The organism is Natronococcus pandeyae (genome assembly GCF_008122205.1).
Classification (GTDB): domain Archaea; phylum Halobacteriota; class Halobacteria; order Halobacteriales; family Natrialbaceae; genus Natronococcus; species Natronococcus pandeyae.
The window spans coordinates 1-21,827 of record NZ_PHNJ01000021.1; the positions used below are offsets into that span (position 1 = coordinate 1).

Genomic DNA, 21,827 nt, shown 5'->3' on the forward strand with positions numbered 1-21,827 from the left:
GAGAGAGCGTCCCGCTTGACAAGGCGGAACGCGATGACTCGCCACGGGATGGGAGCGGTTGTGACACCGCCACGACTCACCGTGAGAAGAGCGTACCAGCGCAGATGACGCTCACGGCATTTCAAGAGTCGAAACCCTCTGCCAGCGACGACTAACTGATATTCCCCATGCGTGGGAAGCCTCGCCGTTTACGGCGAGGAGGATGTCACGACCGCGTACTAGAAGTCGAACGCATCTTCCATGTCGGCGAGGACGATCACCCTCGCACGCAGGAACCTCACACTGTAAAGACCTGCTTGTTCGGTAGTGAACACAACTAATGAACACAAGTAGTGAAGAAGGTTAGTGGGGTCGATTTCGCCAGAATGTGCCGAGGAAGGGATCCCACAATCAAACCCACGGTTTTAGTCAGGGGTAAGTGACACAACCCAAGATACTCGATCCGGTCCACCTGTAGATCACGTGGCTTCTCCTGACAACAGCCTGTGGACCATTATGCGGTACCTGAGACGGGGAACCTGCCACACATCACGAATCTTTGAGCCAAAGCAGAGAACGTCCGTGAGGACCAAGAGATCGAGACGAACAATTCGCACTCTTCTCGAAAAGCGGGTTCACCGAAGGACTCAAAAAGGACCTCAACGACAATTGGCCGCCCTTCGTTCTCAAAGGCCTTGACAGACTTTTTTCACCTGATTAATGGACGTTTCAGGACAGAGAAAAGGTTGTGAGACAGACGGTATAGTTGCACGAAGGGCTAGACGGTCGAAGTTACCCCACGATTTTAACATTGAGGGCAACGTGGGGTAACTATGGAGAAGCCAGCAAAACCGTCTGTACCCGACCTCCCAGCATATGTGCGGGAGCCACTCGAGAACCAGTCACCGAACCGTCTCGAGGCGATCGCAGAGTATGCTGAAGACCTCGCAGCTTGGAAGCGAGCGAAACGTGATCGCGAGCTCGAGCAAAAACGGGCGGAAGAAGAAGTTGGTGAAGGTGAACTCGAGGATCTCGAAGAACGTGATGTCTCGACTGATCCAGAAGACTACGAAACTGTACCTGCGAGCGGCGCATACATTACGACGAAGGAGACGAAACCTGGCTACCACTATTATTACTGGCAATGGCGTGATGGAGATTCCTGGGAGAACGAGTATATTGCTCCAGTCAATCCAAAACGGTAAGAGAAACAGGAATACAACCGATCTCGCTGCCAGGAGAAGAACGAATCCGGACACCCCTCTATCGATGTGTAGTTATAGTATATAAGAGAACCAATAATATGCTCGAGTAGACGGACGTATTCAGATTTTGTATATTCTTTATATTTTTTTAGATTAATACCAAGGAATTGACCCTATGGGTGAAGGTGACATAAACCATAGTTTTACAACGAATTGTCCCGAGTACCTTATTACAGCGATGTGGTACGATTACCGCTACCGCGCTTATCCTGACCAAACAGGAGTAACTGCGGAAGTGGAACGCCATATCGACATCCACCGTCAAGCATACAACCATACTCGCTACGAGTACACAACTCTTGACACCGACACACAAAACGTCGGAACCGCGTACCAACACCACAAGCGACTCCCTGACTGGAAGGATATGTGGCCTATCTTCTCGGAAGTTCACTCGAAAGCGTTGCAGAAAACCGTCAAACGATTCTACGATAACCTCGGCATCCTTTCCGAGAAGAAAAAGAATGGTCACAATGTTGGGTGGCTTAAGTGGAAGTCACCGCGAGAGTACCAGAGCATCACCTACTCGCAGTCTGGCTTCGAACTCAACAACACGAGTGGTCGGACTGCCACGCTCTGGCTCTCCAAAATTGGTGACGTTTCCATCCGCTATCACCGACCACTCCCTGACAACGTCACTATCAAAGAAGTCACATTAAAAAAGGAGACGACCGGTGAATGGTACGTTACGTTCGGCCTCGACGTCGAAGACACCGCACTCCCCGAGAAACTCGATGTGGACGACTTAGATATTGAGGATTGTGTTGGCGTTGATCTGGGCATCCAGAACTATATCTACACGAGCGACGGCGACAGCATGGACTGGCTCGACCTCTCTGACGAGTACGACCGCTTACGCCGCGAACAGCGAAGTCTCTCCCGAAAACAATGCGGCAGCTCCAACTGGGAGAACCAACGCGAGAAGGTAGCCGAAATCAAACGGCGGATTAAGCGGAAGGTTGAGGACTTCCAGCACAAGCTCACCACATGGCTCGTCCGAGCGTACGACGCCGTGTTCGTGGAAGACCTCGACGTGGCTGGAATGCTCCAGTCCGAAGGAAACGCGCGGAACAAGCAGGACGCAGCGTGGCGTTCGCTCATCGGGATGCTGGAGTATAAAGGCGACTTGTACGGCACGTACGTCGAGCAAGTGCATCCGCGTGGCACGACCAAAGAGTGTGCGGAGTGCGGTGTCGAGACAAATAAACCGTTGTGGGTTCGAGAACACTCGTGTCCGTCATGCGGATTCGAAGCGGACAGAGACGCGAATGCGTCGTACAATGTTCTCGCTCGTGGTCTTCAGGAGTTAGGTCTGGGACAGGCCGAAGTTACGCCCGTGGAGACTGCGACCACTGTGGATGCGGAGGACTCGTCCTCTGTCTCTGCAAGTCGCGTCGTTGAAACGGGAAGCCTCGGGGATTGATCTCGAGGTGGTTCACACAGACACCCCTCTATCGATGTGTTTAAAGTGTTCGTGTAGAGGTCCAAGAAACCGGTCGAAGGGACAATCGAGAGAAGTAGACAACTGAAAATGAGCAAGAGAAGTGATGAGAAGGGGATTTCTGTGGGTTTCCAGTGATAGATACGTCGAGCAAAACAGAATAATACTGTTGCTCTCAGAAGAACAGTATCTTGACCATTGCAGAACACATCGAACACTTCGATAGAGGGGTGTGTGAGTGTTCTAGCTAGAAAGCTAGAAGAAGAATGAAGAATAGATCAAAACAAATCTGTATCTTAGGCTATCAAACCGGTGTTTCCAAGGTTTGAGCTATTCTCTGGGGCAGCAATCATACTGAATATCGTAGTTGACCCCCCTCCCTCGAAAGACATCGAACACTTCGATAGAGGGGTGTCTCTCTCAACTCGAGTCTCCCGAACTCGAGGAAATTGTGCTAGGAGTCCGACCAGTCCAACACTTCGTCGCCGCTCAGCGAATTATCTCCTGGCATCTGACCAAAACCCGTGTTTGTAGTAGATGCAATATCTGAAACGATGAATCTCACTTCGATACTGGTGCAAACTTTTTTGAGCCTTCCCTGAGTGTCCATCTAGCATGGGTACTGACGACTCCGAGTCTTCTCGCCCTGAACAAGAGACCTCGGAGGATAAGAGAACGACACAATCGAGGCTCTCATCGGATTCTTCCGATCCAGAGCCCTCGTCGGATCAATCGGATCTCGCTGATCGGGGTAACTCCGACGATCTGCCGAACAGCAACACCCGACCGGCCGAGTCTGATCGATCAGAGACCGTGGATCGAACAGACGATCGAAGTGAATCTATCCCCCCTGAAAACGACCCGACCGTGACAACAACTGATGAGGAGTCGTCATCGACCTCGGCACCTTCCACTGACAAATCGGACGATGATTCCCGATCGATCGAGGAAATGCTGCTGGAGTTCGATGATCAGAAGGGATTGATTCGCGAGCGCTCGCTTCTCGACCCGAACTACATCGTTAAGGAGGATCGAATCGTCGGCCGTGACAGGCAACTTCAGGAAGTTACGAAGATGCTCCGGGTCGCACTCGGTGATAATCGACCACCGAATCTCTTTCTTTACGGTCCCTCTGGAACCGGAAAATCGCTTATTACGAAAGCCGTTTGTAAAAATATCAGCCGTATCTGCCGGTCTCGCGACATTCGCTTCGGGACGATCGAGGTGAACTGCCAGGACCTCGATACCCTTGGTGTTGCGGTTTACGAACTTGCCAGTTGCGCTGCGGAGGAGGCCGGAGTTAGCGTCGAAGTCCCGAAACACGGAGTCGCGACGAAAGAAAAGTGGGACGAACTGTATCGGATCGTCAACGAGAATTTCGATTCTGTCGTCTTCGTCCTGGACGAACTCGATATGCTCGTTGGGCGGCGGGATAAACAGGACCCGGCGTTCTCTCGACTACTCTATCAGCTGTCGCGTGCCGGTGCCAGCGACGACCTGACCGCGTACATCTCGGTTGTCGCGATCTCGAACGATACGAAGATGATGGAGTCGGTCGGGAGTCGGGCGCTGAGTTCGTTCACCCCGGAAGACGTCCACTTTGACGATTACGACGCCAATCAGTTGCAGGCCATCCTGCGTCGACGACAGGATGCCTTCTATGAGGGCGTCTTGGATGACGATGTTATTCCACTAGCAGCTGCGTTTGCCGCCCAGACGCACGGTGACGCACGAAAGGCGATCGATCTGATGCGGGTTGCTGGTGAACTCGCCGAACGAGAGGGTAACGAACGAGTTCGTGAAAAGCACGTACGGAGAGCGCAGGACAAGGTCGAGAAAAACCGCGTCCTCGAGGTCATTCGGGGAATCAGTACACAGAAGAAGCTCTGTTTGTACGCAACAGCGACTGTCGCGGCAGAAACCGACGATGGGACGGCTCGAAGCACAATCGGATACCGCGTTTATCAGTTCTTGACCGATTCTATTGACGCCGACCAGTATCACCAGGAAACCTACGTCAATAAAATGAAGGAACTGACGACATACTCGCTGGTCGACTTCGAGCGTCGGAGTCATGGCCCGAGCTCAGGAATGTTTCTCGAGTTCCGGTTTGGCGAGCGGCCGGACACGATTCTCGAGACGCTTCGCGAGGACTCTCGTCTCGAGTCTGTCTCTTCTGAGGAAGTTCAATCGGTCGTACGAGCGCAACTCCACAATACGAAATAATTGTTGCAGAGTACCTTTTGTCGTGATTGTGTTGGACTTGTAACGGTATTTTCGTCGAATTGGAGACACCCCTCTATCGATGTGTGCTGAACGATTGGTATCATCCCACGAGCGATACCACAAACAAATGAGAGGATGATGTTCCATTTGAGATACTAATGCGTTATGGTGTCCTACATAATTTGAAATGCAGGACTCCTCTATCGATGTGTATCTGGGAGTTTTAGATAGTGTGATGCTGTATTTGCTGTTTCTGAATTCTATTATTGCTATGTGTCGAACTGGTTAAAAAGTGTGAAAATTAATGATTTGCTCCGGATACCCCTCTATCGATGTGTTCTGGACTCCCTCGATTACGACCCACCCCTCTATCGATGTGTTCGCTCTACAGGTGGAGCAGGCCGAGTGCCTCGAGGTGGTACAAAATCATATATTTTCGTGAGTGAGCAAACGCGAAGCGTTTGCGATCTATGGAAGACCTCCGGTCTTGCAGTATGACGAGACTCCTTTGGCGTCTCGAACCACTTGACCTCGAGGCGATTCACGAGAAGATCAACCAGCCGCCTGTACAGTACACACGCGAACGCGAAGTTGAAATAGCGGTCCTGGTGCTGCTTCGAGGTCGTCCGCAGACGGAACTGCTGAAGCTTCTTGTAGCCGGTCTCGATCCCCTATGGCCGTACCGCTGGATGAGCCCACGAACCTCCGGGAGCAACGCTTCCTCGCTGCTTGCATCTACCGAGAGCGCCGGGTGATGTAGCTGATACATCCGTTCAAAATGCGTTACACCACCTTTCAAATCTCCAAGACGCTGAGCTGGTAACGGTCACTGACACGTGGTATTCCGAAAAAGGGCGTGAAATGAACGTCTATGCACCAACTGAGAACCCCCTCGTCGTTGTCGCGGGTGATGAAATCAAAAACCAGGTCATCGATACCCTCAAACAGTTGTTCGGAGCAGTTAGCATCTTAGGACTATTCAGCTATATGATGAATATCAAGAAACGTGCTACTATCTACTGTTGTTTAAAAGAGATGGTCGGAATATATGAACTACAGATTTGATCTAGACGTATCCTTCAATATCTACCGAAACTAACTCAGGTGTGTCGTCTTTTTCGTCAGTAACTCTGATGAGCAATGAATGGGTTCCCAAATCATCATTCACGCCCCGCCACCACGGGTGTTCCACAGTTACGTCAAGGTGAAGTCCACCATCTGTGCGGGAGATCGCCTCCAGTGCAAGATCAGGCTCGGTTTGCATCCCTGTTTGGATGATTATGAGATACGAGTTGTCGAAATCGGTCTCTTCGACAAATTCGATTGCAGAATCGCCGAAGGTAATCTCGCCTGCTGCTGTTTCTTCGTCTTCAATGATTCTATGATGCTCTTCTCTTGGGCCTACCTGATGATCCTCTGGACTTGGCTCGCCGAATACATTTCCTCTCACATACAGTGTATCAACATTCATTCCGTCTGGCAGGGAAGGAGATTGATACCAGTTCCATGTGAAATACCCGCCCGTTCCAAAACCGAGACCACCGATGACAAGGAATTTCCGACGATTCACACTCAAATATTTGACGTGAATGGCCATATGCCTTCGGGAAACTCAAACTCCTATTTGAGCAATCTGTACACGTAGTACCGAATCACCCAATTTGGAGACAAATTTCTGAATAAAGAAACCGTACTACTATCTACTGTTATGGGTCTTGTTCAGTTTTTATTCCCGAATAAGGTGCGGCGTATTTCATATCCTGGGATGCTGAAGGAGGATTCGCTCACTACCGGTGGAGTCTTGTTTTATCGGATTTTCGGCCTATTTCTCACAGTAGATAGTAGCACGGTTTCTTTATTCAAATTCTTGTGTGAAACTCGCGTTAAGTACAGGTAGTACAGTTATCGGGCCAGTATTTTCCCCTCCGATTGTTGTCAAAAGTGGCCTGCTGAATAGAGGGCGCAAATCGGCCACGCCCGATTCGTCACCCGTTGCGTCTTTTTCAACGTCTGCAGATCTCGCGGAGGTTACCATCATGTAACTGGGACGAATAGGGAGCCACCGAGGAACTCAGGTATGCGTGAGGCAACACCACCAGATGAAACGACTGAAAGAGAAACCGTCACACTCGTAGATAGAACTAAAACCGCAATCGAATTTGGATGGAGAAAATAGCCCAATGAGTACAGAAACACCGACGAACAAGGAGCAAATCCACCGAATCACGACCGACGACGGCACCAAGATCGTCGGGCACGTGTATGGAGAAGGACCGGCGTTGGTGTTCGTGCCTAGCCCGCTGGGAGTGGAGGCAACCTGGAAGCCTATTGTGCCGTTCCTGAGTGATCGCTTCACCTGTTATACGATGAGTCTTCGAGGCCGCGGTCAGAGCGAGGATCACGCCAATCAATCGACTGAACGGCACGTACAGGACATCGCTACGTTCGTCGAGAGCATCGGTGAACCCGTTACACTCGTTGGAGAGTCAGGCGGCGGTAGCCTGGTCCTCGGTGCGGCACAGCACACCACAGCGGTCAACGCAGTCGTCTCCTACGAGCCGTTCATTTCCGAGGCGCTTGACGAGGAGGAGACCGCAGAGTTCGGCGAACTGTCTGAACGGATGGCGACGCTCGCTGGAGAAGGTCGCCTCATCGATGCAACCCGAGCGTTCTTCGAGGGCGTGGCGACCGACGAGGAGATGGGTGCCATGACTGACTCGAACGAATTTCAGAAGCTGGCACCAACCATCCCGCTGGTCCTCAAACAGTTTGAGCAAACCGAAGCTCCACCAACCGATCCATCGAGCCTTGCCAAAATCACGGTTCCGACCCTCCTCTTAAAAGGGGGCCGATCGAGGCCCTTACTTCGGACAGGGGTGACCTACGTGGCCGAGCACGTCGCTGACACCCGAGTGCGCGAGATCGCCGACATCGGACACTTGGCACCCACGGTTTCACCGGAGCCCGTGGCCGACCAGATCGGCGAGTTTCTTGCCGACGAACAGGTATCGATCTGACCGACGATCGCTCGCCCCATCTTTGGCAGTCTTTCGATGGGCACCAAACCCGAGCAGACAGCTCGATAGTGCCAGTAACCTCACTGTGTTGAATAGTGGCTCTACATCTTGCACTGTGCTTAGAACTTTCCTCAGAATTGCCAGAATCACTGGCGGTCAATACGCATCTGTAGGTAACGAATCGACCGATTCAGATTCGTGGCCTATACTGAATAAAGAAACCGTACTACCAACTACTGCTCATGTTCATTGGAATTGCAGTGACGGTAGGCATGTGACCTGTACTGACCGAACTTCCCGAGTTAGTTTCGGATATAATAAATAAATCGTATTACTATTTACTGATAGTTGGTGGCTCAGAGTGGGATTTTGCTTCGGGGCGACTCTCGAAATCCAACGAACTCGACCCCAAAGTTCTGCCTTCACAGGGTCCGAGGAAGAGTATAGCGATGAATAGTTTATATCGACAGTACCCTATCTCGATCTGGTTTGGTCAGGTATCAAACGTCATCCCATGCCCCCATTCTTCCAGTTGTTCTTCGACTTCGTCGAGGTGATCGAGCCCAACCATCATAAGCCCTTCACGAAGATCGGTCAGAGAGACGTCGTCGTCGAACCGCTTCTCGAGTTCTCGAAGGGCATCCCGTTCGGCGCGCTTCGTCTCTGGTTGCAGGAAGAGCGGGACTCGGTCACGTCCGTCCTGGACGCCGTCACGTCGAAACTTGTAGGGGATCTGCATCGACTGGCGTTGTGACTGCTGCGATTCAGAACTGGAACTCATTGTTGACTCGGTTTCGGTCTCGGTCGACGTTTCGGTATCGGTTGCGTTCGTCTCCTTCTCCGTTTCCGATGCTGTCGGATCTGGATCTTCGGCGAACGGATTCTCGCCTGCGCCCTCTTTCATCCCAGTCATATCGACATCACCTCGTGGGTCAGGTTACCCGGCTCGGGTGGGTTGGGCGCCTCAAGGCCGACGTCTTGTTCCAGATGCCGTGCGATTCGATCGAACTGCGCGAGCGTTTCGATCTCGTAGTCGCGTTGTCGGTCGCGGAACTCGCGGACGTACTTGAACGCCGAACATTGCTCCATCCAGCACCCTTCCATCAGGGAGGCTCGTTCCCCAATGATTTCTGGGACTGGATACTCGATTTGGTCGAGGATCTGCCGCTGATCCCGTGTGTTCTTGAACCCCATCGGGATGGCCGCGAGTACGCCGACTTCGACCTCCAGCTGATCCTCGAGGCCGGCGACGAGTGATTCTAACCCTTCGACTGCTGCTCGACCCTTGGCAGTGGGTTCGACAGGAATCGCCAACGATCGAGTTGCGTGGATGGCGTTGTAGAGATGTGGTCCCTCGGTCGCTGGTGGGTCACAGATGAGGACGTCGTATTTTTCCGGTACGCCTGCTTCGCGGAGTACTCGAAGGAGCTGTGCGTGCATCCCGAACGCTTCTCCCATCGCTTCCGCTTGTTCTTTCTCCCGCCGAAGGTACTCTGCAAGGTCGGAGAGCATGTTGTGTTCGGGAACGATATCGACACCCTCGGCAGACCGGACGAGGTCATCGAAATCACCTTTTGGTCGCCGGATCATGTGACGGACGATGTTGTCAACGGGTTCCGTCCGCTGATCGTCCACGCCAAATAGTCGGGAGAGATTCCCGTCCTGCGGGTCAAGTGGAACGACAAGTGGTTTTAGTCCCGCGCGTGCGTGCGCGACGGCCAAATTCGCTGCTGTGGAAGTCTTCCCGACTCCTCCGGCTTCACTATACGTCGAATACGCTAACATACTCTCTTCATGAAACTCATTCATCTTGAATGTACGTCAGACACGTTCATGTCTTCAGGTCATTCTTTGATGCAATGAACAACATCAATGAACATCAGGAGTGAACGTAGGCCGCGAACATCATGGCTGGGTGGTGATTAGGAGGGCCTTTCAATCGGGATCTGGAATGCTGTCGTCCTTCTAGACAAATATTTGATTATTTTGCTCCTTGGAAACTGGCCTTCACTCTATGTTACCCAACCATTCCTGGATGGGGTTCATTCGTGAACACCATGAGTGAACACGATGAGTGAACACGATGAGTGAACACGATGGGTGAACGTTATGAATGGATATCATAGATAAATCGATTCTATCCCGCGGCTGAAGTCATAGGTTTTCCTCGTACTCAGGGCTCGATACCGAAAACTGTCATATGTGGCATAACACATTATATGAAGTGTAACGAATGAACGTTGAACTACCAGTAGATAGTAGCGCGGTTTCTTTATTCAGTTATAGGGGTGAAACTCACATCATTTCTAATCACACGTCCTTACTCTGAAACAACCCATCGAGTACATTTCTAGGTTCAGAGGGTTCAGTAGCAGTAGATGGTATCGAGGCTTATTTACACAATCCCTTTCTTGAAACTGAATCGGACTGTTCGGTAACTACGTGTGCTTATTCATCATCGTATAACCGAACTTTTATATTATATTAGTTATTAATTCTTATTATGAGATATATCACACATACTCTGAAAATAGTTACGGGTATCCCACTCAGCTATTGGATGTATTCTACCGCGACAGACCCAGAGGTTTACGGCGGAGTAATCTTTATTATTGGCATATTGTTCTTCGCTGGTTTGTTTCTCACCGTTCACGGACTGTTTACGGGGATGGAAACTGTGCTTGCAACTGTCGATGAACAGTCATCTGAAAAATAGTTTGTCTGGTTGGTCCGTTGCTTACTCGTCCTGTACGTACCGTGAGTTTCACGCACCACGCTGAATAAAGAAACCGTATTGCCAACTACTGGAAATCGTCATATTCAAGATACTTATTGGGATTTTCAGTTCTGAATCAATCGCTCAATAAGAAAATAGACGGCACATCTATTCCTCTCTGTTTCTGAATAAAGAAACCGCGCTACTATCTACTGCTACGACTACCACTACCGGAGGAGCAGATTTTCAGGTACGAAGCGATGGATGACATCCTCGAGATTACTGCCCAGAACCCGTCTACCGAGTTCGGAAACCGAGATCTGCAAGAGCTCACCGGGTTCGGTGGTCCCAGTGTTTCAAAAGCACTCTCATTACTCGAAGCGATGGGGCTGGTAGTCAGGCGTGATACCGGTAACAAAACATTCTATCGAATCGACGAGCGACGATTACACGAGGCCGACGACCCGTTTCTCGAGATTTCTCAAGCTGAGTTCCGAGAACCGCTTCGGCAGTTCGCACACCGAATCGACGAGGAACTATCGTCGATCGCCGGAGTCGTCTGCTTCGGAAGCGTTGCACGCGGAGAGGCTGACCGCGTGAGCGACCTCGACGTCTTTGTACTCGTTGATAATGACGATGAACTGGTGACCGCACGGCGAACCGTCTCAGACGTCGCACGTGAACTCGAGGAGACACCGATCGATGGTCAACGGTATGAATTCGAGGTCTTCGTTGAGTCGTCTGAGAGTGCCCACAGACGGGGGGAACACCTCCGACCAATCTTCAGGGAAGGAATTACCCTCGAGGAGAGCGAGACACTTCGGCGAATAAAGCGCGATCTCTTTGGAGGTGATGTCGAGTGACCTCGAAAGAACTCGAGGAAGCTCTCGGTGATGTCGAGGATGCCTTTCAGAGAAAGCCCGAAAATCCGGAGGTGGGGCTCGAACACATTTCTGACTCGGCTGTCCTTCAAATGCGGAAGGCATGTCGCCTCCTCGACGCCGCGGGCTTCCTGCTCGACCGCAATGGCCACTTCACAGTCGTCATGAGGAAGAGGGCACAGTTCTCGATTTCGAAATAGGTGGCAAAATTCTGTATAGCGGCATCTAGTTTACTAAATCCGGGATTGGTGGTACAAGGCTCGAGGATTATGGAAACGCACGGTAGAGCGATTTGTGAACTTACTTGGCTAAATGCCGATTTAACCAAGTAGATTTAGGTGGGTCGAAGCTGTACCCCACAGTGAGCATCATGGACTCAGGAAATTCGCGGGCTACAACTCATTCTCGAGCCCGCAACCGTGGGGGTAAGACCGTCGAGGACGCCGTCGACCGCTACCTCACACACAAACTCGAGTCGGGCGGCAGTCGCTCGTCGATGGAACCACCGCTCCGGTTCTTCGAAGCATTTTGCACGTCGGAAGGGATCGAACGCGTCGACGAACTCGAGTCAGGCGACTGCCGCGAGTTCGGGCTTCGACTCGCCGACCGGAAACGAAACGGGGAGATCGCCGGTTCAACGGCGAACACGTACTTCGCTTACGTTCGAGCGTTCCTCTCGTTTTGCGTTCGCGACGAGCTCATCAACAGCAACCCCGCCGACACTGAAAGCGCCGAGGAGTTCCTTCCCGAAGACACGTCAACCAGAGAGACACAGTTCTGGACGGCCGAACAGCGCAAACAACTCCTCGCGTACGCGGACGAACGTGTCGAACAGGCACGCCGGGAGGTGATCGACACGCCGCTCGAGCGCGCCTATCGTGACCGAACCGCCGTCGTGTTGCTCGCGGAACTCGGCGTCCGTGGGGCCGAACTCTTTCGAGACAAAAACGACGACGACCGGAACGGCTTGCAGTGGGGCGATGTCGACCTCGAGCGCGGCCGGATTACGGTCTTCGGGAAGTCTCGCGACCACGAACCCGTCGGCCTCACTGAAGCAGCTCACAACGCACTCTCAAGGTTGCAGCGAGTCCAGGAGCCGCCGATCGACGAGTGGCCCGTCTTCCCGACCGGTCACGCGGCCTCGAAGTACGCGGCCGTTGAGAAAGCAACGGGCGAGCGCCCGGAACCAGGCAGCGATATCGACGCGATCTGCTGGGAGAAAGAGGTCGCGCCGCCGTCGATCACCAAAGAGGCCGGTCGGCAGATCCTGAAACGACTCACGAACGAGGCTGGCATCGAACTCGAGGGGGACCAGGAGTACCTGCAACCCCACGGCGCACGACGGGCGCTCGGCGCGGAACTGTACGAGAGCGGCCATTCGGAGCTGGCACAGTCAGCACTTCGTCACAAGTCCATCGAGACGACGCATGAGGCGTACTCGGATATCAAAGCAGAGGACGTCGCTAAGTCGATTGATGAGGTGCGAGAATAATCAACAGTTAGTTACGACTAGCTTATCAGGACAACCTTTCGGAATATACCTTCAGTTTAAACGCTTTTCGGGGGAAGCGGGTATTATTTTCTCTTTCCATCATAACCCGTTTCGATGACCGTCTAACGATATATGAGAAATTAGGGTTTACAGACTGTGTGTAAAGTACTACCGGCGAGTACAGAATTCTATAAACACTATAACACTATATAGATTACCTTTTGCAGAAGATGAGATTCTATACTGTTTAGCGGGGCTAACATGCGTAATTTCAGCAGAATCGACCAACGTGATCGCCACGGGACCTCGATCGAATTGGTCATTTATGTCATTACCTTAATATTATCCGGAGCTGGACGACATTCCAGACAGCGCTGCCGCTACAGACCTCGATATTCGGCGGAACTGGTGGGGCGATCTACCCAATTCCGTCCTGACCAAACCGGTTGAGGAGTTCTGGAGACAACTCCAAGCCGCTCTCAGCAACCGGTTCTTTGATTCTTAACTGAACTCACAGCAGCGACCGACCCGTTCTTGATCAACTTTCTATACCCGAAGTGAGAAACTATTTCTAATATCCACTAGTTGTGGCGAATAACTGTTTAGTCTCGAGAGGCAAGTGAGTACATCGTATCAGCGAGCACTTGCGTTGCATCGGCACAGTCAGACCAGGCGGTCCACTCCTGCGGATTGTGTGAGATACCATCAGCAGAGGGTGCAAACAGGAGCACAGATTCGGATTGATCTGTAATGTTTGCCGTGTCATGCATCGCACTCGAGCTCATGATCTGGTACGAGATGTCGTTATTTGTTGCCGCCTGGATCGCCGTGTTGATACACCGCTGTGAAATTTGGCTAGGGCGTTGATCGCGATAGCGGTCGATTTCTGTATCGACACCACGCTGTTCTTCTAATTCTTGGAGGCTCGATTGTGCGGCATCAACGATCAGATTCATCGACTCGTAGTCAGTATCCCTCACGTCGATTAATATTTCGACCTCTCCGTTCACCACGTTTTTAGTGTTTGGTGTAGCGTGGATTTCACCGACCGTTCCGACAGCTGTTGCACTTCTCTCCTTGACAATCTCATTGGTCGCCTGCTCAAGGTCCAGAATGAATTGACTCGCGGCGACGAGCGCGTCTTGGCGTTCGGGCATCGGCGTCGCACCAGCGTGGTTTGCTTCGCCTGAGATGGTTACGCGACAGTTCGTTATCCCGGTTATCCCGTCGACGATTCCGATGCTATGATTGTTCTCTTCTAAGATCGTACCTTGTTCAATATGGAGTTCAAGCCATGCGCTCCAGTTCGCGACGCTAATTTCATCGTTGCCACGATAATCAATCGACTCTAGAGCTTCTTTGACTGTGGTCCCCTGGTCGTCCTCGAACGCTAGGGACCGTTCAAGTGATCGTGAGTCCGTTACTACGGATGAGCCGAGCAACCCATTTTTAAACCGGACCCCCTCCTCACCGGTGAAAGACACGACTGAAAGGGGTCTCCGCACCTCTTTGTCTGCCTCCTGGATGGTCCGAACGGCTTCAAGTGCTCCATAGACTCCGAGAGGGCCATCAAAGATACCGCCGTGACGAACAGAGTCGAGATGACTGCCGGCAACGATTGGTTCTGTTGTTGGTGTGACTCCATCCGGAATCCAGCGCCCCTCGATATTCCCGATCGGATCGATCGAAATTTCGAGCCCCAATTCGTTCATCTGATCGATCAACCGGTCTCGAGCTTGTTTGTTGGCTTTTGTTCCAGTCAGTGTCGTCCGGCCGTATCCATCGGCAGTCTCTATTTCACCAAACGTAGCGTTGGCTAGGAGGTCCGTTTGGAGGCGCTGCTGGTTCACCTGCATAATGTTCCAACCTCCATCATAGTTCTAAAACCTTTCGGAATGTTACATGTAGGCGGTTTTCGTGCCCCTATTGACCCACTGTTTGCGGAGTTGTCTGACAATCCACCGTCTCCAGCTATTATCATCGGAAAGCTACAGGGAATGCATCATAAATGGCGTTCTCCAAATGAGAACATTCCCTGAGTTTCGCGAAGGCTTTTTACACCCATACTGCTGTAAAAGACTCAAAACTGACTTTTTTTGGTGGACATATTGATATTCGCCTCGATAATATTTGCACTTTCGACAACTTTCTCAGGAACGGTCTCAGCATAGAACTCACCGCTGAGTCTGCTTGTGGGTCCAGAGACACTAACCGCCCCGAGAACCATGCCCTCCGGGCTACAAATCGGCGCCCCAACCGCCCGAATTCCTCGGATTTCTTCTTCATCGTTCACTGCATACCCTTGTTCTCGAATGGTCGCTAATTCCGCATTGAGGGTGTCGATGTCTGTGATCGTATTCGGTGTTTTAGAAATCAGCCCCTGTCTATTGACGATTTCGTGAAGACGCTCCTCTGGAAGATGGGCGAGAACCGCTTTGCCGGCAGACGTAAAGTGGAGGTAGTCCGGATTCTGTTCTTTGCTCGTGTGGTACTCGTTTCCGATCGCGTTCGGACCCATAACCTTGTAGATATTCCTCTCTAAGCCGTGTTGTTCACACATTAGATGGGCAAATTCTCCGGTCTCCTCCGCCAACTCTTCGGTCTGGTCTTTCCCGTGCTGAAAGAGGATATGTTGGTAGCGTACTGTTTTTCCGAGGTACAAAAATTCTAAACTCAGAGAGTATGTATTGCCGTTTTTCACGACAAGTTGCTTTTCTTGGAGCGTCGCAAGGTATGAATGAGTCGAGCTTTTAGACAGATCGAGATGGTTTGCTAATTCTGTCACACCTGCACCGTTGAGCTGTTCAAGCGCTTTGATGATATCACAGGCCCGAGAAACGGTCTCAAGTGTGCGACGGGAGCTATCAGGGGTATCAGCCATACACATGGAAGGTAGCTCCAACTCATAATTGTTCCTATTTCGAGAACGGTGTCCGAAGATAATTGGCGTTCGTGCTCGCATGCGAATCAGTATTTGACATTCCAACAGATCTTCATCAAGAATCGGTATGTTTATAATACTGGTCTGGAATGCCAATCATAAGCATGTCATACGATTCAGACAGAAGGACGTTCGTCAAATCAGTAGGGAGTATTACCGCTGTAGCTGCTGTCGCCGGATGTTTAGACGAGGTCGGCGGGTCTGGCGGTGACGAGTTCGTAACGATGGCGACTGGCGGGACTGGGGGTGTCTACTACACCCTCGGTGGTGGTATGGCAGACGTCTGGGCCGACGATCTCGACCTGGAGACCTCTGTCGAGTCGACCGGCGGAAGCGTCGAAAACGCTCGGCTGTTGGATGACGAGGTTGAAGTCGCGCTCATGGGAGAGAGCGCAATCGCTGATGCAGTGAACGGGGAGGGTGACTTCGAGGAAACGGTTCCATTGCAGGCACTCCACGGCACGTATATGAATCCGACCCACGTCGTGGTTCAGGCCGATTCAGACATCGAGACGTTCGAGGATCTAGAAGGGCACGCTGTGTCAGTTGGCGATCTGGGAAGTGCGACTGAAACGAAGGCCGCAGACATATTCGAGTTCTATGATATGGACTACGACGATGTTGATGCCCACGAATACTCGTTCGACGAAACGACGGATGCAATGCTCGACGGGCACATCGATGCCGGTATCTATGCGATTGGGATTCCCGGTCCCTCGGTGGACGAGTTATTCACGCAAGCCGACGTTCGATTTATCGACTTTCCTGAAGAGGATCTGGAAGCTATAAGTGAAGAGTTGGATTATTACCAGACTCATGAAATTCCTGCTGGTACGTACGATGGGCAGGAGGAGGCTGCACCGAACCCAGCCGAACTGAACACGGTCGTCGTCAACGAAAACATGGGTGAGGATCTCGCCGCCGATCTCACGACCAGCACACTCGAGAACGTGAGTCGGTTGTCCGATGTACATCAGTCTGCAGAGTCCTTCGAGGAATTTGCCCGCGAATCACCCACCGAGTATCACCCCGGTGCCCAGTCTGCATTAGACGAACTGGGTATGTGATGACGCAGAGAGAACCACCCTGTGAGTAAGCACACCACCACGAGTTAGACCTGAATACTACTATTATGAGTGTAGAGGACAAAACACCCGAAATAAATCTCGCCGATTCAAATAAAGAGTCGGCAACAACTGGTAGCCACTGGAGTGGGACAGCCCCGCGACCAATCAAGGAGAAGACGAAACTTACCGCGGTCTTTCTGGCCGTCGTTATCGGTTCATACCATCTGATCACGGCTGGAACCGGAATCCCAACAGCGCTGATTAATCGACCGATTCATTTGGCGTTTCTTGGATCGCTCGTTTTCATCTGGTACGAAAGCCATACCGGTGAGCCGAAGAGCTACGTCCCCTGGTACGATTGGCTGCTTGCCACCCTAACGTTCCCAGCAGTCCTGTACGTCTCGTGGGCGCTTAGTTACAACAATCTCGCCGCACGCACCGGAAATCCCAACTCAGTCGACATCTTGTTCGGAGTGGTGGCACTCCTCCTCGTCTTCGAGATTACGCGCCGAATGACGGGGATCATCCTGCCAACGCTCGCAGCAATCTTCATTGTCTATGCCTATACTGGTCCGCTGTGGCCAATGCAACTGTCCCATCCTGGATACAGCTATGAACGGATCGTCTCCCACTTGTACCTCTCGACGAACGGATTGTTTGGGATACCGCTAGACGTGAGTGCCACATACGTGGTGTTGTTCATTCTGTTGGGCGCATTTCTCGAAGTGACTGGAATCGGTGATTGGTTCATCGACCTGGCCTACAGTGTAACCGGAAAGATGTCGGGGGGACCAGCAAAGACTTCTGTCATTGCAAGTTCGTTCATGGGGAGTCTGAACGGCAGCTCCGTTGCCAACACCGCGACGACCGGTGCCTTCACCATCCCCTTAATGAAACGGACAGGGTTCAAATCACGCTATGCGGCGGCCGTTGAGTCAGCGGCATCGACTGGCGGTCAGATTCTCCCGCCGATTATGGGAGCTGGGGCGTTCATCATGGCAGCCTTCACCGGGATTTCGTACTCTGAGATCATCATTGCAGCATCGATTCCGGCAGTACTGTATTTCGGGTGTGTTCTCCTCTCAGTGCACTTCCGAGCGAAGAAAGAGGGTCTAGAGGGACTCCCATCGAGCCAACTCCCCGATGGCAAAAAGCTGTTCAAAAACGGGTTTCATTATCTGATCCCAATTGTCGTGCTCGTCTACATGCTGTTGACGGGCTGGACCGCAATGACTGCTGGGTTCGTAGCGATCATCCTCACGATGATTGTAGCAGTGCCCCTCGATGCGCTAAAGCGATTCGGCACCGCACTGCGACGAGCGGATACGGAAGAAACGTACCGTATTCTGAATAGCACCGTCCAGAAACTGATTCAAGCGCTCGATCGTGGGATCCGGATGACGCTCATCGTTGCAGCAGCGTGTGCAACGGCAGGAATAGTCGTCGGGATCGTTACCCTGACTGGCCTCGGATTGGTCTTTAGCTCGCTCGTTACGAGCCTTTCGGGAGGGACGCTCTTCATCGCTCTCGTGATTACGATGATTGCCTCAGTCATCATGGGGATGGGGCTACCAGCGACCGCGGCATACATTGTCGTCGCCTCACTGGGGGCCCCAGCGCTCATCGAACTCGGTGTCGACACGCTCCCGGCACACATGTTTGTGTTCTACTTTGCCATTCTCAGCGCAATCACTCCACCAGTGATGTTGGCGGTCTTCACTGCGAGCGGCATCTCTGAGTCCGACCCATGGAGCGTAGCAATCGATGCGGTTGGTCTCGCAATCGTTGGCTTCCTCATTCCGTTCGCGTTTGTTTACGGCAACGAGTTGCTCCTCATGGGTGGGACAATGACGATACTCCTCGGCGTCCTCACAGCCGGTATTGGAGTTGTTGCAATTTCTGGCGGGATTGAAGGGTATCTCTTGAAAAAGGCCACGAAGATAGAACGTATTATATTGTTCTCATGTGGCCTAATGTTATTGATGTCGGGGATTGAAACCGACATTCCTGCACTACTTGGTGTGATTGCTGTTGCAGCAAGGCATCATTCGTTCGAAAAGACAGATACAAACTATCCAATAGGAAACGATTGATACTCTCCTTATTTAACATAATTTGAGTTGGGATAATGAATCCCTACGGGAGTCCGTACATCGGGGGTGATTACGGTGACCTCCCGCCGACTGTTCGGTCTTCCTGTATAGTTGATCGAGAAATACGCTCCCTCCGATGCCGTGTTTCTCGTCGATTCAGCACCAGGGCTCAAAGCTGCACTTCACGATCACGGACTCCGATTTCGATATGAAAAACACGAAAATCGGAACGCTGTCAAACGTCTCTCCCAAAAGATAAAACGACGAACCTCCCAGTTTGGAAACTTCTTCAGAAATACCGATCCAGCAACCGCCGAAACATGGCTCTAGAGCTACGCAAACTGCTGGAACCAGCTAATCTGAACAATGCCTGGTCGTCGCTACAGTATTTTTAGTATCGATAAGCGATGACTGAACTGTATGCTGACGGTATATGCGAAAATTGCGGTCTCAGAAACACCGCAGCGAGACGGTACTCATGCTCTTCTTTTACATCTGTATTATCGTAAATAAGAGCCAACACGTCTCGTCCAACTATGTTGAATGAGCACCCCTTGTCGAACTGAGCGACGAATTGTTCGTCTTCTCGTGCGAGAAACCATCTTTATTATTCGTGAAGTACCGTTGCAATAGGGCTCATTGTCACACCTGTTCAATATTGTTGGACAGGTCTATCCTCATAAATCAGGATAGACTTTTCTCGATCGGCCGTGATAGAGAGAGTATGCCACTACAATCACTGGGGGACGGGCCAAAACAGACCATTCAAGCAATCGAAAACGCCGTCAAGATTGTTGAATCGCTAGAAACTAGAGACAACGCGAGTCCGTCTGAACTCGCGGCCGAACTCGACATGTCTCGAAGTACTGTTCACGTCTATCTCAAGACGCTCGAACAGTTCGGCTACGTAGTCAACGACGGCGGGCGGTACGCTATCGGATTGCGATTTCTGACACACGGTGGACACGCCCGAAAACAGCAGAAGGCGTACGAGGCGGCAAAGTTGGAAGTGGATCGCCTCGCACGAGAGACCAACGAGATGGCCGATATGGGCGTCGAACAAAATGGATTGCGATTCCTGCTGTACAAGGCCGAAACGGAGGAGGCCGTCTACGACAACGTGATTACGGGCGAGTACACGCACATGCACTGGACTGCACTCGGGAAAGCGTTGCTCGCCTGGAAACCGAGGGATCGAGTCGAAGCAATCGTCGAAGCGCACGGACTTCCCGAAGCGACCGAGGCGACGGTAACGACTTCTGATGCCCTGTTCGATGAACTCGACACCGTCGCCGATCAGGGCTACGCGGTCGAGGATGGGGACCGGCGGGAAGGGGTTGCGTCGATCGCTGTTCCGGTCCTCGATACGGACCGCAAAATCGCGGTCGCTGCCCTTTCGGTGTCAGGACCGCAGAGCCGTCTCCTCGACGGCGGGATCGACGACAAGCTACTCGAGCAACTCGCTCACAGCAGGAACGTCGCCGAGCTACGGTACAACCACTACTGAGACGGGTTCTTATCGATACGGCTCCGTCGCACTCGTGATCCAATCCAGGTTCCGGTCGGGAAGCAGTCCATAATTATAGAACGAGACTCGTTCCGCTCCATTGTCGATCACGGCGTCGACGACCTGCCGTGTCGTCACTTCGTCGTGTATCTCGGGGTGGCCGGGGAGGATCCCGGCATGAAGCGGAATTTCGGGAGTGACGTAGTCTGCAGTTCGCATCGCGGCTGCCGCTTCTCCCGCCGAGGATTCGTACGTGATGACGGTGTAGTAATCGACGTGCTCCGCGAGTCGCTCGAGGTCCGCCCCGTGTTTCCATGCGGTATCCGGGCTGAGGAACCCGACGTAGTATCCGAGCTCCGCGTCGACCGCCGATCGAATATCGGCGAACAGATCGACGAGCGTCCGCTCCCGGACATCGAGGTACGCCGCTACGGGATGATGATCTCGCAGCCATCCGGCGACGTCGACATCCCGAGAGAGGCCTCCGTCGACGATCGCGTCAACGGTGTCACGACAGGCGGCTCTCGCTTGCTCGACGTTGACACCCGCATCGCTCGCGTTCGAACGACAGTGATCGCAAAAGCAGACGCCGAAGAGGAACTCGCCAAGCGGGCCAAGACGAGCGTGGAACTTGTCGTGATGCCAGCCGAACCCGGTACCGTAAAAGTAGTCGAACGTCTCCAGTTCAATTCGATCAAACGTGTCTCGATCGTCGAGATCGCCGACGAGGTCAACGAGGTACTGTTGAACGGCCGGGTTCGAGGGACAAAGACCGAACGCGAGATCGTCGCCGAACGCGTTCGTGAGAGTGAGTTCGGGTCGTTCCATCCCCAGTCGAGAATTGTGACAGCCGACGGTCCAGGAATTCAGCGCGATGTCCCGGTCCTCGAGTTCGCTCGCGATCGTCTCGAGCCAGTCGCCGTCACCCATCGTCTCGTTCGGCACCGGTTCGACGTCGGCGTACTCGCCGGGCTGGAAGTACGCGCTGGCATCGGCGAAGAACGTTCTGCGTTCGGGGTTGTGCGGGAGAAATGCCTGCACGGTATGGTAGTTCGTCGCGAGGTTGATTTCGTCAATGCCGATCTCGTTCAGGCGATCGACTGCGTCGTCGACACCTTCGTCGAGTAGATCCCACGGGTACGCCCAGGTCGCGAACTTCATGTGTGAACAGACCACAGTAACTCGCTTAGTTTTTGTGACCA

General features: G+C 52.4%; 18 protein-coding genes and 2 pseudogenes. 14 read left to right on the forward strand and 6 right to left on the reverse strand.

Features of this window, described 5'->3' with window-relative positions:
* From CV102_RS26895 to CV102_RS23560, 5 genes and pseudogenes are all read left to right on the forward strand, one after another.
* Positions 1 to 155: pseudogene (locus CV102_RS26895) on the forward strand (RNA-guided endonuclease TnpB family protein); the annotation flags it as partial.
* A gap of 657 nt (positions 156 to 812) precedes the next feature.
* Positions 813 to 1,184, forward strand: coding sequence for a hypothetical protein (locus tag CV102_RS23545; protein ID WP_148860458.1), 372 nt, complete (start codon positions 813 to 815; stop codon positions 1,182 to 1,184).
* Between the two features lie 238 nt (positions 1,185 to 1,422).
* Entirely contained in the window at positions 1,423 to 2,667 is a 1,245-nt protein-coding gene (locus CV102_RS23550) for an RNA-guided endonuclease InsQ/TnpB family protein (RefSeq protein ID WP_148860500.1), read from the forward strand.
* Between the two features lie 969 nt (positions 2,668 to 3,636).
* Complete coding sequence (locus CV102_RS23555; RefSeq protein ID WP_148860501.1) at positions 3,637 to 4,911, forward strand: orc1/cdc6 family replication initiation protein; 1,275 nt, start codon at positions 3,637 to 3,639, stop codon at positions 4,909 to 4,911.
* 494 nt (positions 4,912 to 5,405) lie between these two features.
* Complete coding sequence (locus tag CV102_RS23560; RefSeq protein ID WP_148860459.1) at positions 5,406 to 5,666, forward strand: hypothetical protein; 261 nt, start codon at positions 5,406 to 5,408, stop codon at positions 5,664 to 5,666.
* A gap of 311 nt (positions 5,667 to 5,977) precedes the next feature.
* Here the strand turns inward: CV102_RS23560 and CV102_RS23565 are convergent, their stop codons facing one another.
* The gene (locus tag CV102_RS23565) at positions 5,978 to 6,481 is read right to left on the reverse strand and encodes a hypothetical protein (protein WP_233710802.1); all 504 of its coding nucleotides are present in this window, start codon (positions 6,479 to 6,481) and stop codon (positions 5,978 to 5,980) included.
* Between the two features lie 610 nt (positions 6,482 to 7,091).
* Here CV102_RS23565 and CV102_RS23570 point away from each other — a divergent pair.
* Entirely contained in the window at positions 7,092 to 7,928 is an 837-nt protein-coding gene (locus CV102_RS23570; RefSeq protein ID WP_148860460.1) for an alpha/beta fold hydrolase, read from the forward strand.
* 493 nt (positions 7,929 to 8,421) lie between these two features.
* Here the strand turns inward: CV102_RS23570 and CV102_RS23575 are convergent, their stop codons facing one another.
* Both CV102_RS23575 and CV102_RS23580 read right to left on the reverse strand, forming a co-directional pair.
* Positions 8,422 to 8,841, reverse strand: coding sequence for a hypothetical protein (locus CV102_RS23575; RefSeq protein WP_148860461.1), 420 nt, complete (start codon positions 8,839 to 8,841; stop codon positions 8,422 to 8,424).
* A complete protein-coding gene (locus CV102_RS23580) occupies positions 8,838 to 9,713 on the reverse strand; it encodes a ParA family protein (RefSeq protein WP_148860462.1) in 876 nt (291 codons plus the stop codon). The genes CV102_RS23575 and CV102_RS23580 overlap by 4 nt, the downstream gene beginning before the upstream one ends.
* A 718-nt stretch (positions 9,714 to 10,431) precedes the next feature.
* Here CV102_RS23580 and CV102_RS23585 point away from each other — a divergent pair.
* The 5 genes and pseudogenes from CV102_RS23585 to CV102_RS26900 all read left to right on the forward strand — a co-directional run.
* Positions 10,432 to 10,644 (forward strand): hypothetical protein, encoded by a 213-nt coding sequence (locus CV102_RS23585; protein ID WP_148860463.1) that lies wholly within the window; start codon positions 10,432 to 10,434, stop codon positions 10,642 to 10,644.
* A 260-nt stretch (positions 10,645 to 10,904) separates the two neighbouring features.
* Entirely contained in the window at positions 10,905 to 11,507 is a 603-nt protein-coding gene (locus tag CV102_RS23590) for a nucleotidyltransferase domain-containing protein (RefSeq protein ID WP_148860464.1), read from the forward strand.
* A complete protein-coding gene (locus tag CV102_RS23595) occupies positions 11,504 to 11,725 on the forward strand; it encodes a hypothetical protein (protein ID WP_233710803.1) in 222 nt (73 codons plus the stop codon). Before CV102_RS23590 ends, CV102_RS23595 begins: the two co-directional genes overlap by 4 nt.
* A gap of 170 nt (positions 11,726 to 11,895) precedes the next feature.
* Complete coding sequence (locus CV102_RS23600) at positions 11,896 to 13,017, forward strand: tyrosine-type recombinase/integrase (protein ID WP_148860503.1); 1,122 nt, start codon at positions 11,896 to 11,898, stop codon at positions 13,015 to 13,017.
* Between the two features lie 442 nt (positions 13,018 to 13,459).
* Positions 13,460 to 13,592 (forward strand): annotated as a pseudogene (locus CV102_RS26900) (IS630 family transposase); the annotation flags it as partial.
* Between the two features lie 27 nt (positions 13,593 to 13,619).
* Here the strand turns inward: CV102_RS26900 and CV102_RS23605 are convergent.
* Positions 13,620 to 14,873: a M20 family metallo-hydrolase gene (locus CV102_RS23605; RefSeq protein WP_148860465.1), complete on the reverse strand. Its 1,254-nt coding sequence runs from the start codon at positions 14,871 to 14,873 to the stop codon at positions 13,620 to 13,622.
* A 224-nt stretch (positions 14,874 to 15,097) separates the two neighbouring features.
* Positions 15,098 to 15,898: an IclR family transcriptional regulator gene (locus CV102_RS23610; RefSeq protein WP_148860466.1), complete on the reverse strand. Its 801-nt coding sequence runs from the start codon at positions 15,896 to 15,898 to the stop codon at positions 15,098 to 15,100.
* A 164-nt stretch (positions 15,899 to 16,062) separates the two neighbouring features.
* Here CV102_RS23610 and CV102_RS23615 point away from each other — a divergent pair, with 164 nt between their 5' ends.
* The 3 genes from CV102_RS23615 (at position 16,063) to CV102_RS23625 (ending at position 20,625) form a co-directional block, all read left to right on the forward strand.
* Positions 16,063 to 17,025, forward strand: a complete 963-nt coding sequence (locus CV102_RS23615; RefSeq protein WP_187433096.1) for a TAXI family TRAP transporter solute-binding subunit — start codon at positions 16,063 to 16,065, stop codon at positions 17,023 to 17,025.
* A gap of 65 nt (positions 17,026 to 17,090) precedes the next feature.
* Positions 17,091 to 19,118, forward strand: coding sequence for a TRAP transporter permease (locus CV102_RS23620; protein ID WP_148860468.1), 2,028 nt, complete (start codon positions 17,091 to 17,093; stop codon positions 19,116 to 19,118).
* 724 nt (positions 19,119 to 19,842) lie between these two features.
* On the forward strand, positions 19,843 to 20,625 hold the full coding sequence (locus CV102_RS23625) for an IclR family transcriptional regulator (protein ID WP_148860469.1): 783 nt from the start codon (positions 19,843 to 19,845) through the stop codon (positions 20,623 to 20,625).
* 9 nt (positions 20,626 to 20,634) lie between these two features.
* Here CV102_RS23625 and CV102_RS23630 read toward each other — a convergent pair whose 3' ends face one another.
* Positions 20,635 to 21,786: a hypothetical protein gene (locus tag CV102_RS23630; protein ID WP_148860470.1), complete on the reverse strand. Its 1,152-nt coding sequence runs from the start codon at positions 21,784 to 21,786 to the stop codon at positions 20,635 to 20,637.
* Between the last annotated feature and the right edge of the window lie 41 nt (positions 21,787 to 21,827).

Bases quoted from the DNA above. Each gene is read 5' to 3' on its own strand.
- CV102_RS23545 (WP_148860458.1), top strand. From the start codon at position 813: ATGGAGAAGCCAGCAAAACCGTCTGTACCCGACCTCCCAGCATATGTG.
- CV102_RS23550 (WP_148860500.1), top strand. From the start codon at position 1,423: ATGTGGTACGATTACCGCTACCGCGCTTATCCTGACCAAACAGGAGTA.
- CV102_RS23555 (WP_148860501.1), top strand. From the start codon at position 3,637: ATGCTGCTGGAGTTCGATGATCAGAAGGGATTGATTCGCGAGCGCTCG.
- CV102_RS23560 (WP_148860459.1), top strand. From the start codon at position 5,406: ATGACGAGACTCCTTTGGCGTCTCGAACCACTTGACCTCGAGGCGATT.
- CV102_RS23570 (WP_148860460.1), top strand. From the start codon at position 7,092: ATGAGTACAGAAACACCGACGAACAAGGAGCAAATCCACCGAATCACG.
- CV102_RS23575 (WP_148860461.1), bottom strand. From the start codon at position 8,841: ATGACTGGGATGAAAGAGGGCGCAGGCGAGAATCCGTTCGCCGAAGAT.
- CV102_RS23580 (WP_148860462.1), bottom strand. From the start codon at position 9,713: ATGTTAGCGTATTCGACGTATAGTGAAGCCGGAGGAGTCGGGAAGACT.
- CV102_RS23585 (WP_148860463.1), top strand. From the start codon at position 10,432: ATGAGATATATCACACATACTCTGAAAATAGTTACGGGTATCCCACTC.
- CV102_RS23590 (WP_148860464.1), top strand. From the start codon at position 10,905: ATGGATGACATCCTCGAGATTACTGCCCAGAACCCGTCTACCGAGTTC.
- CV102_RS23600 (WP_148860503.1), top strand. From the start codon at position 11,896: ATGGACTCAGGAAATTCGCGGGCTACAACTCATTCTCGAGCCCGCAAC.
- CV102_RS23605 (WP_148860465.1), bottom strand. From the start codon at position 14,873: ATGCAGGTGAACCAGCAGCGCCTCCAAACGGACCTCCTAGCCAACGCT.
- CV102_RS23610 (WP_148860466.1), bottom strand. From the start codon at position 15,898: ATGGCTGATACCCCTGATAGCTCCCGTCGCACACTTGAGACCGTTTCT.
- CV102_RS23615 (WP_187433096.1), top strand. From the start codon at position 16,063: ATGTCATACGATTCAGACAGAAGGACGTTCGTCAAATCAGTAGGGAGT.
- CV102_RS23620 (WP_148860468.1), top strand. From the start codon at position 17,091: ATGAGTGTAGAGGACAAAACACCCGAAATAAATCTCGCCGATTCAAAT.
- CV102_RS23625 (WP_148860469.1), top strand. From the start codon at position 19,843: ATGCCACTACAATCACTGGGGGACGGGCCAAAACAGACCATTCAAGCA.
- CV102_RS23630 (WP_148860470.1), bottom strand. From the start codon at position 21,786: ATGAAGTTCGCGACCTGGGCGTACCCGTGGGATCTACTCGACGAAGGT.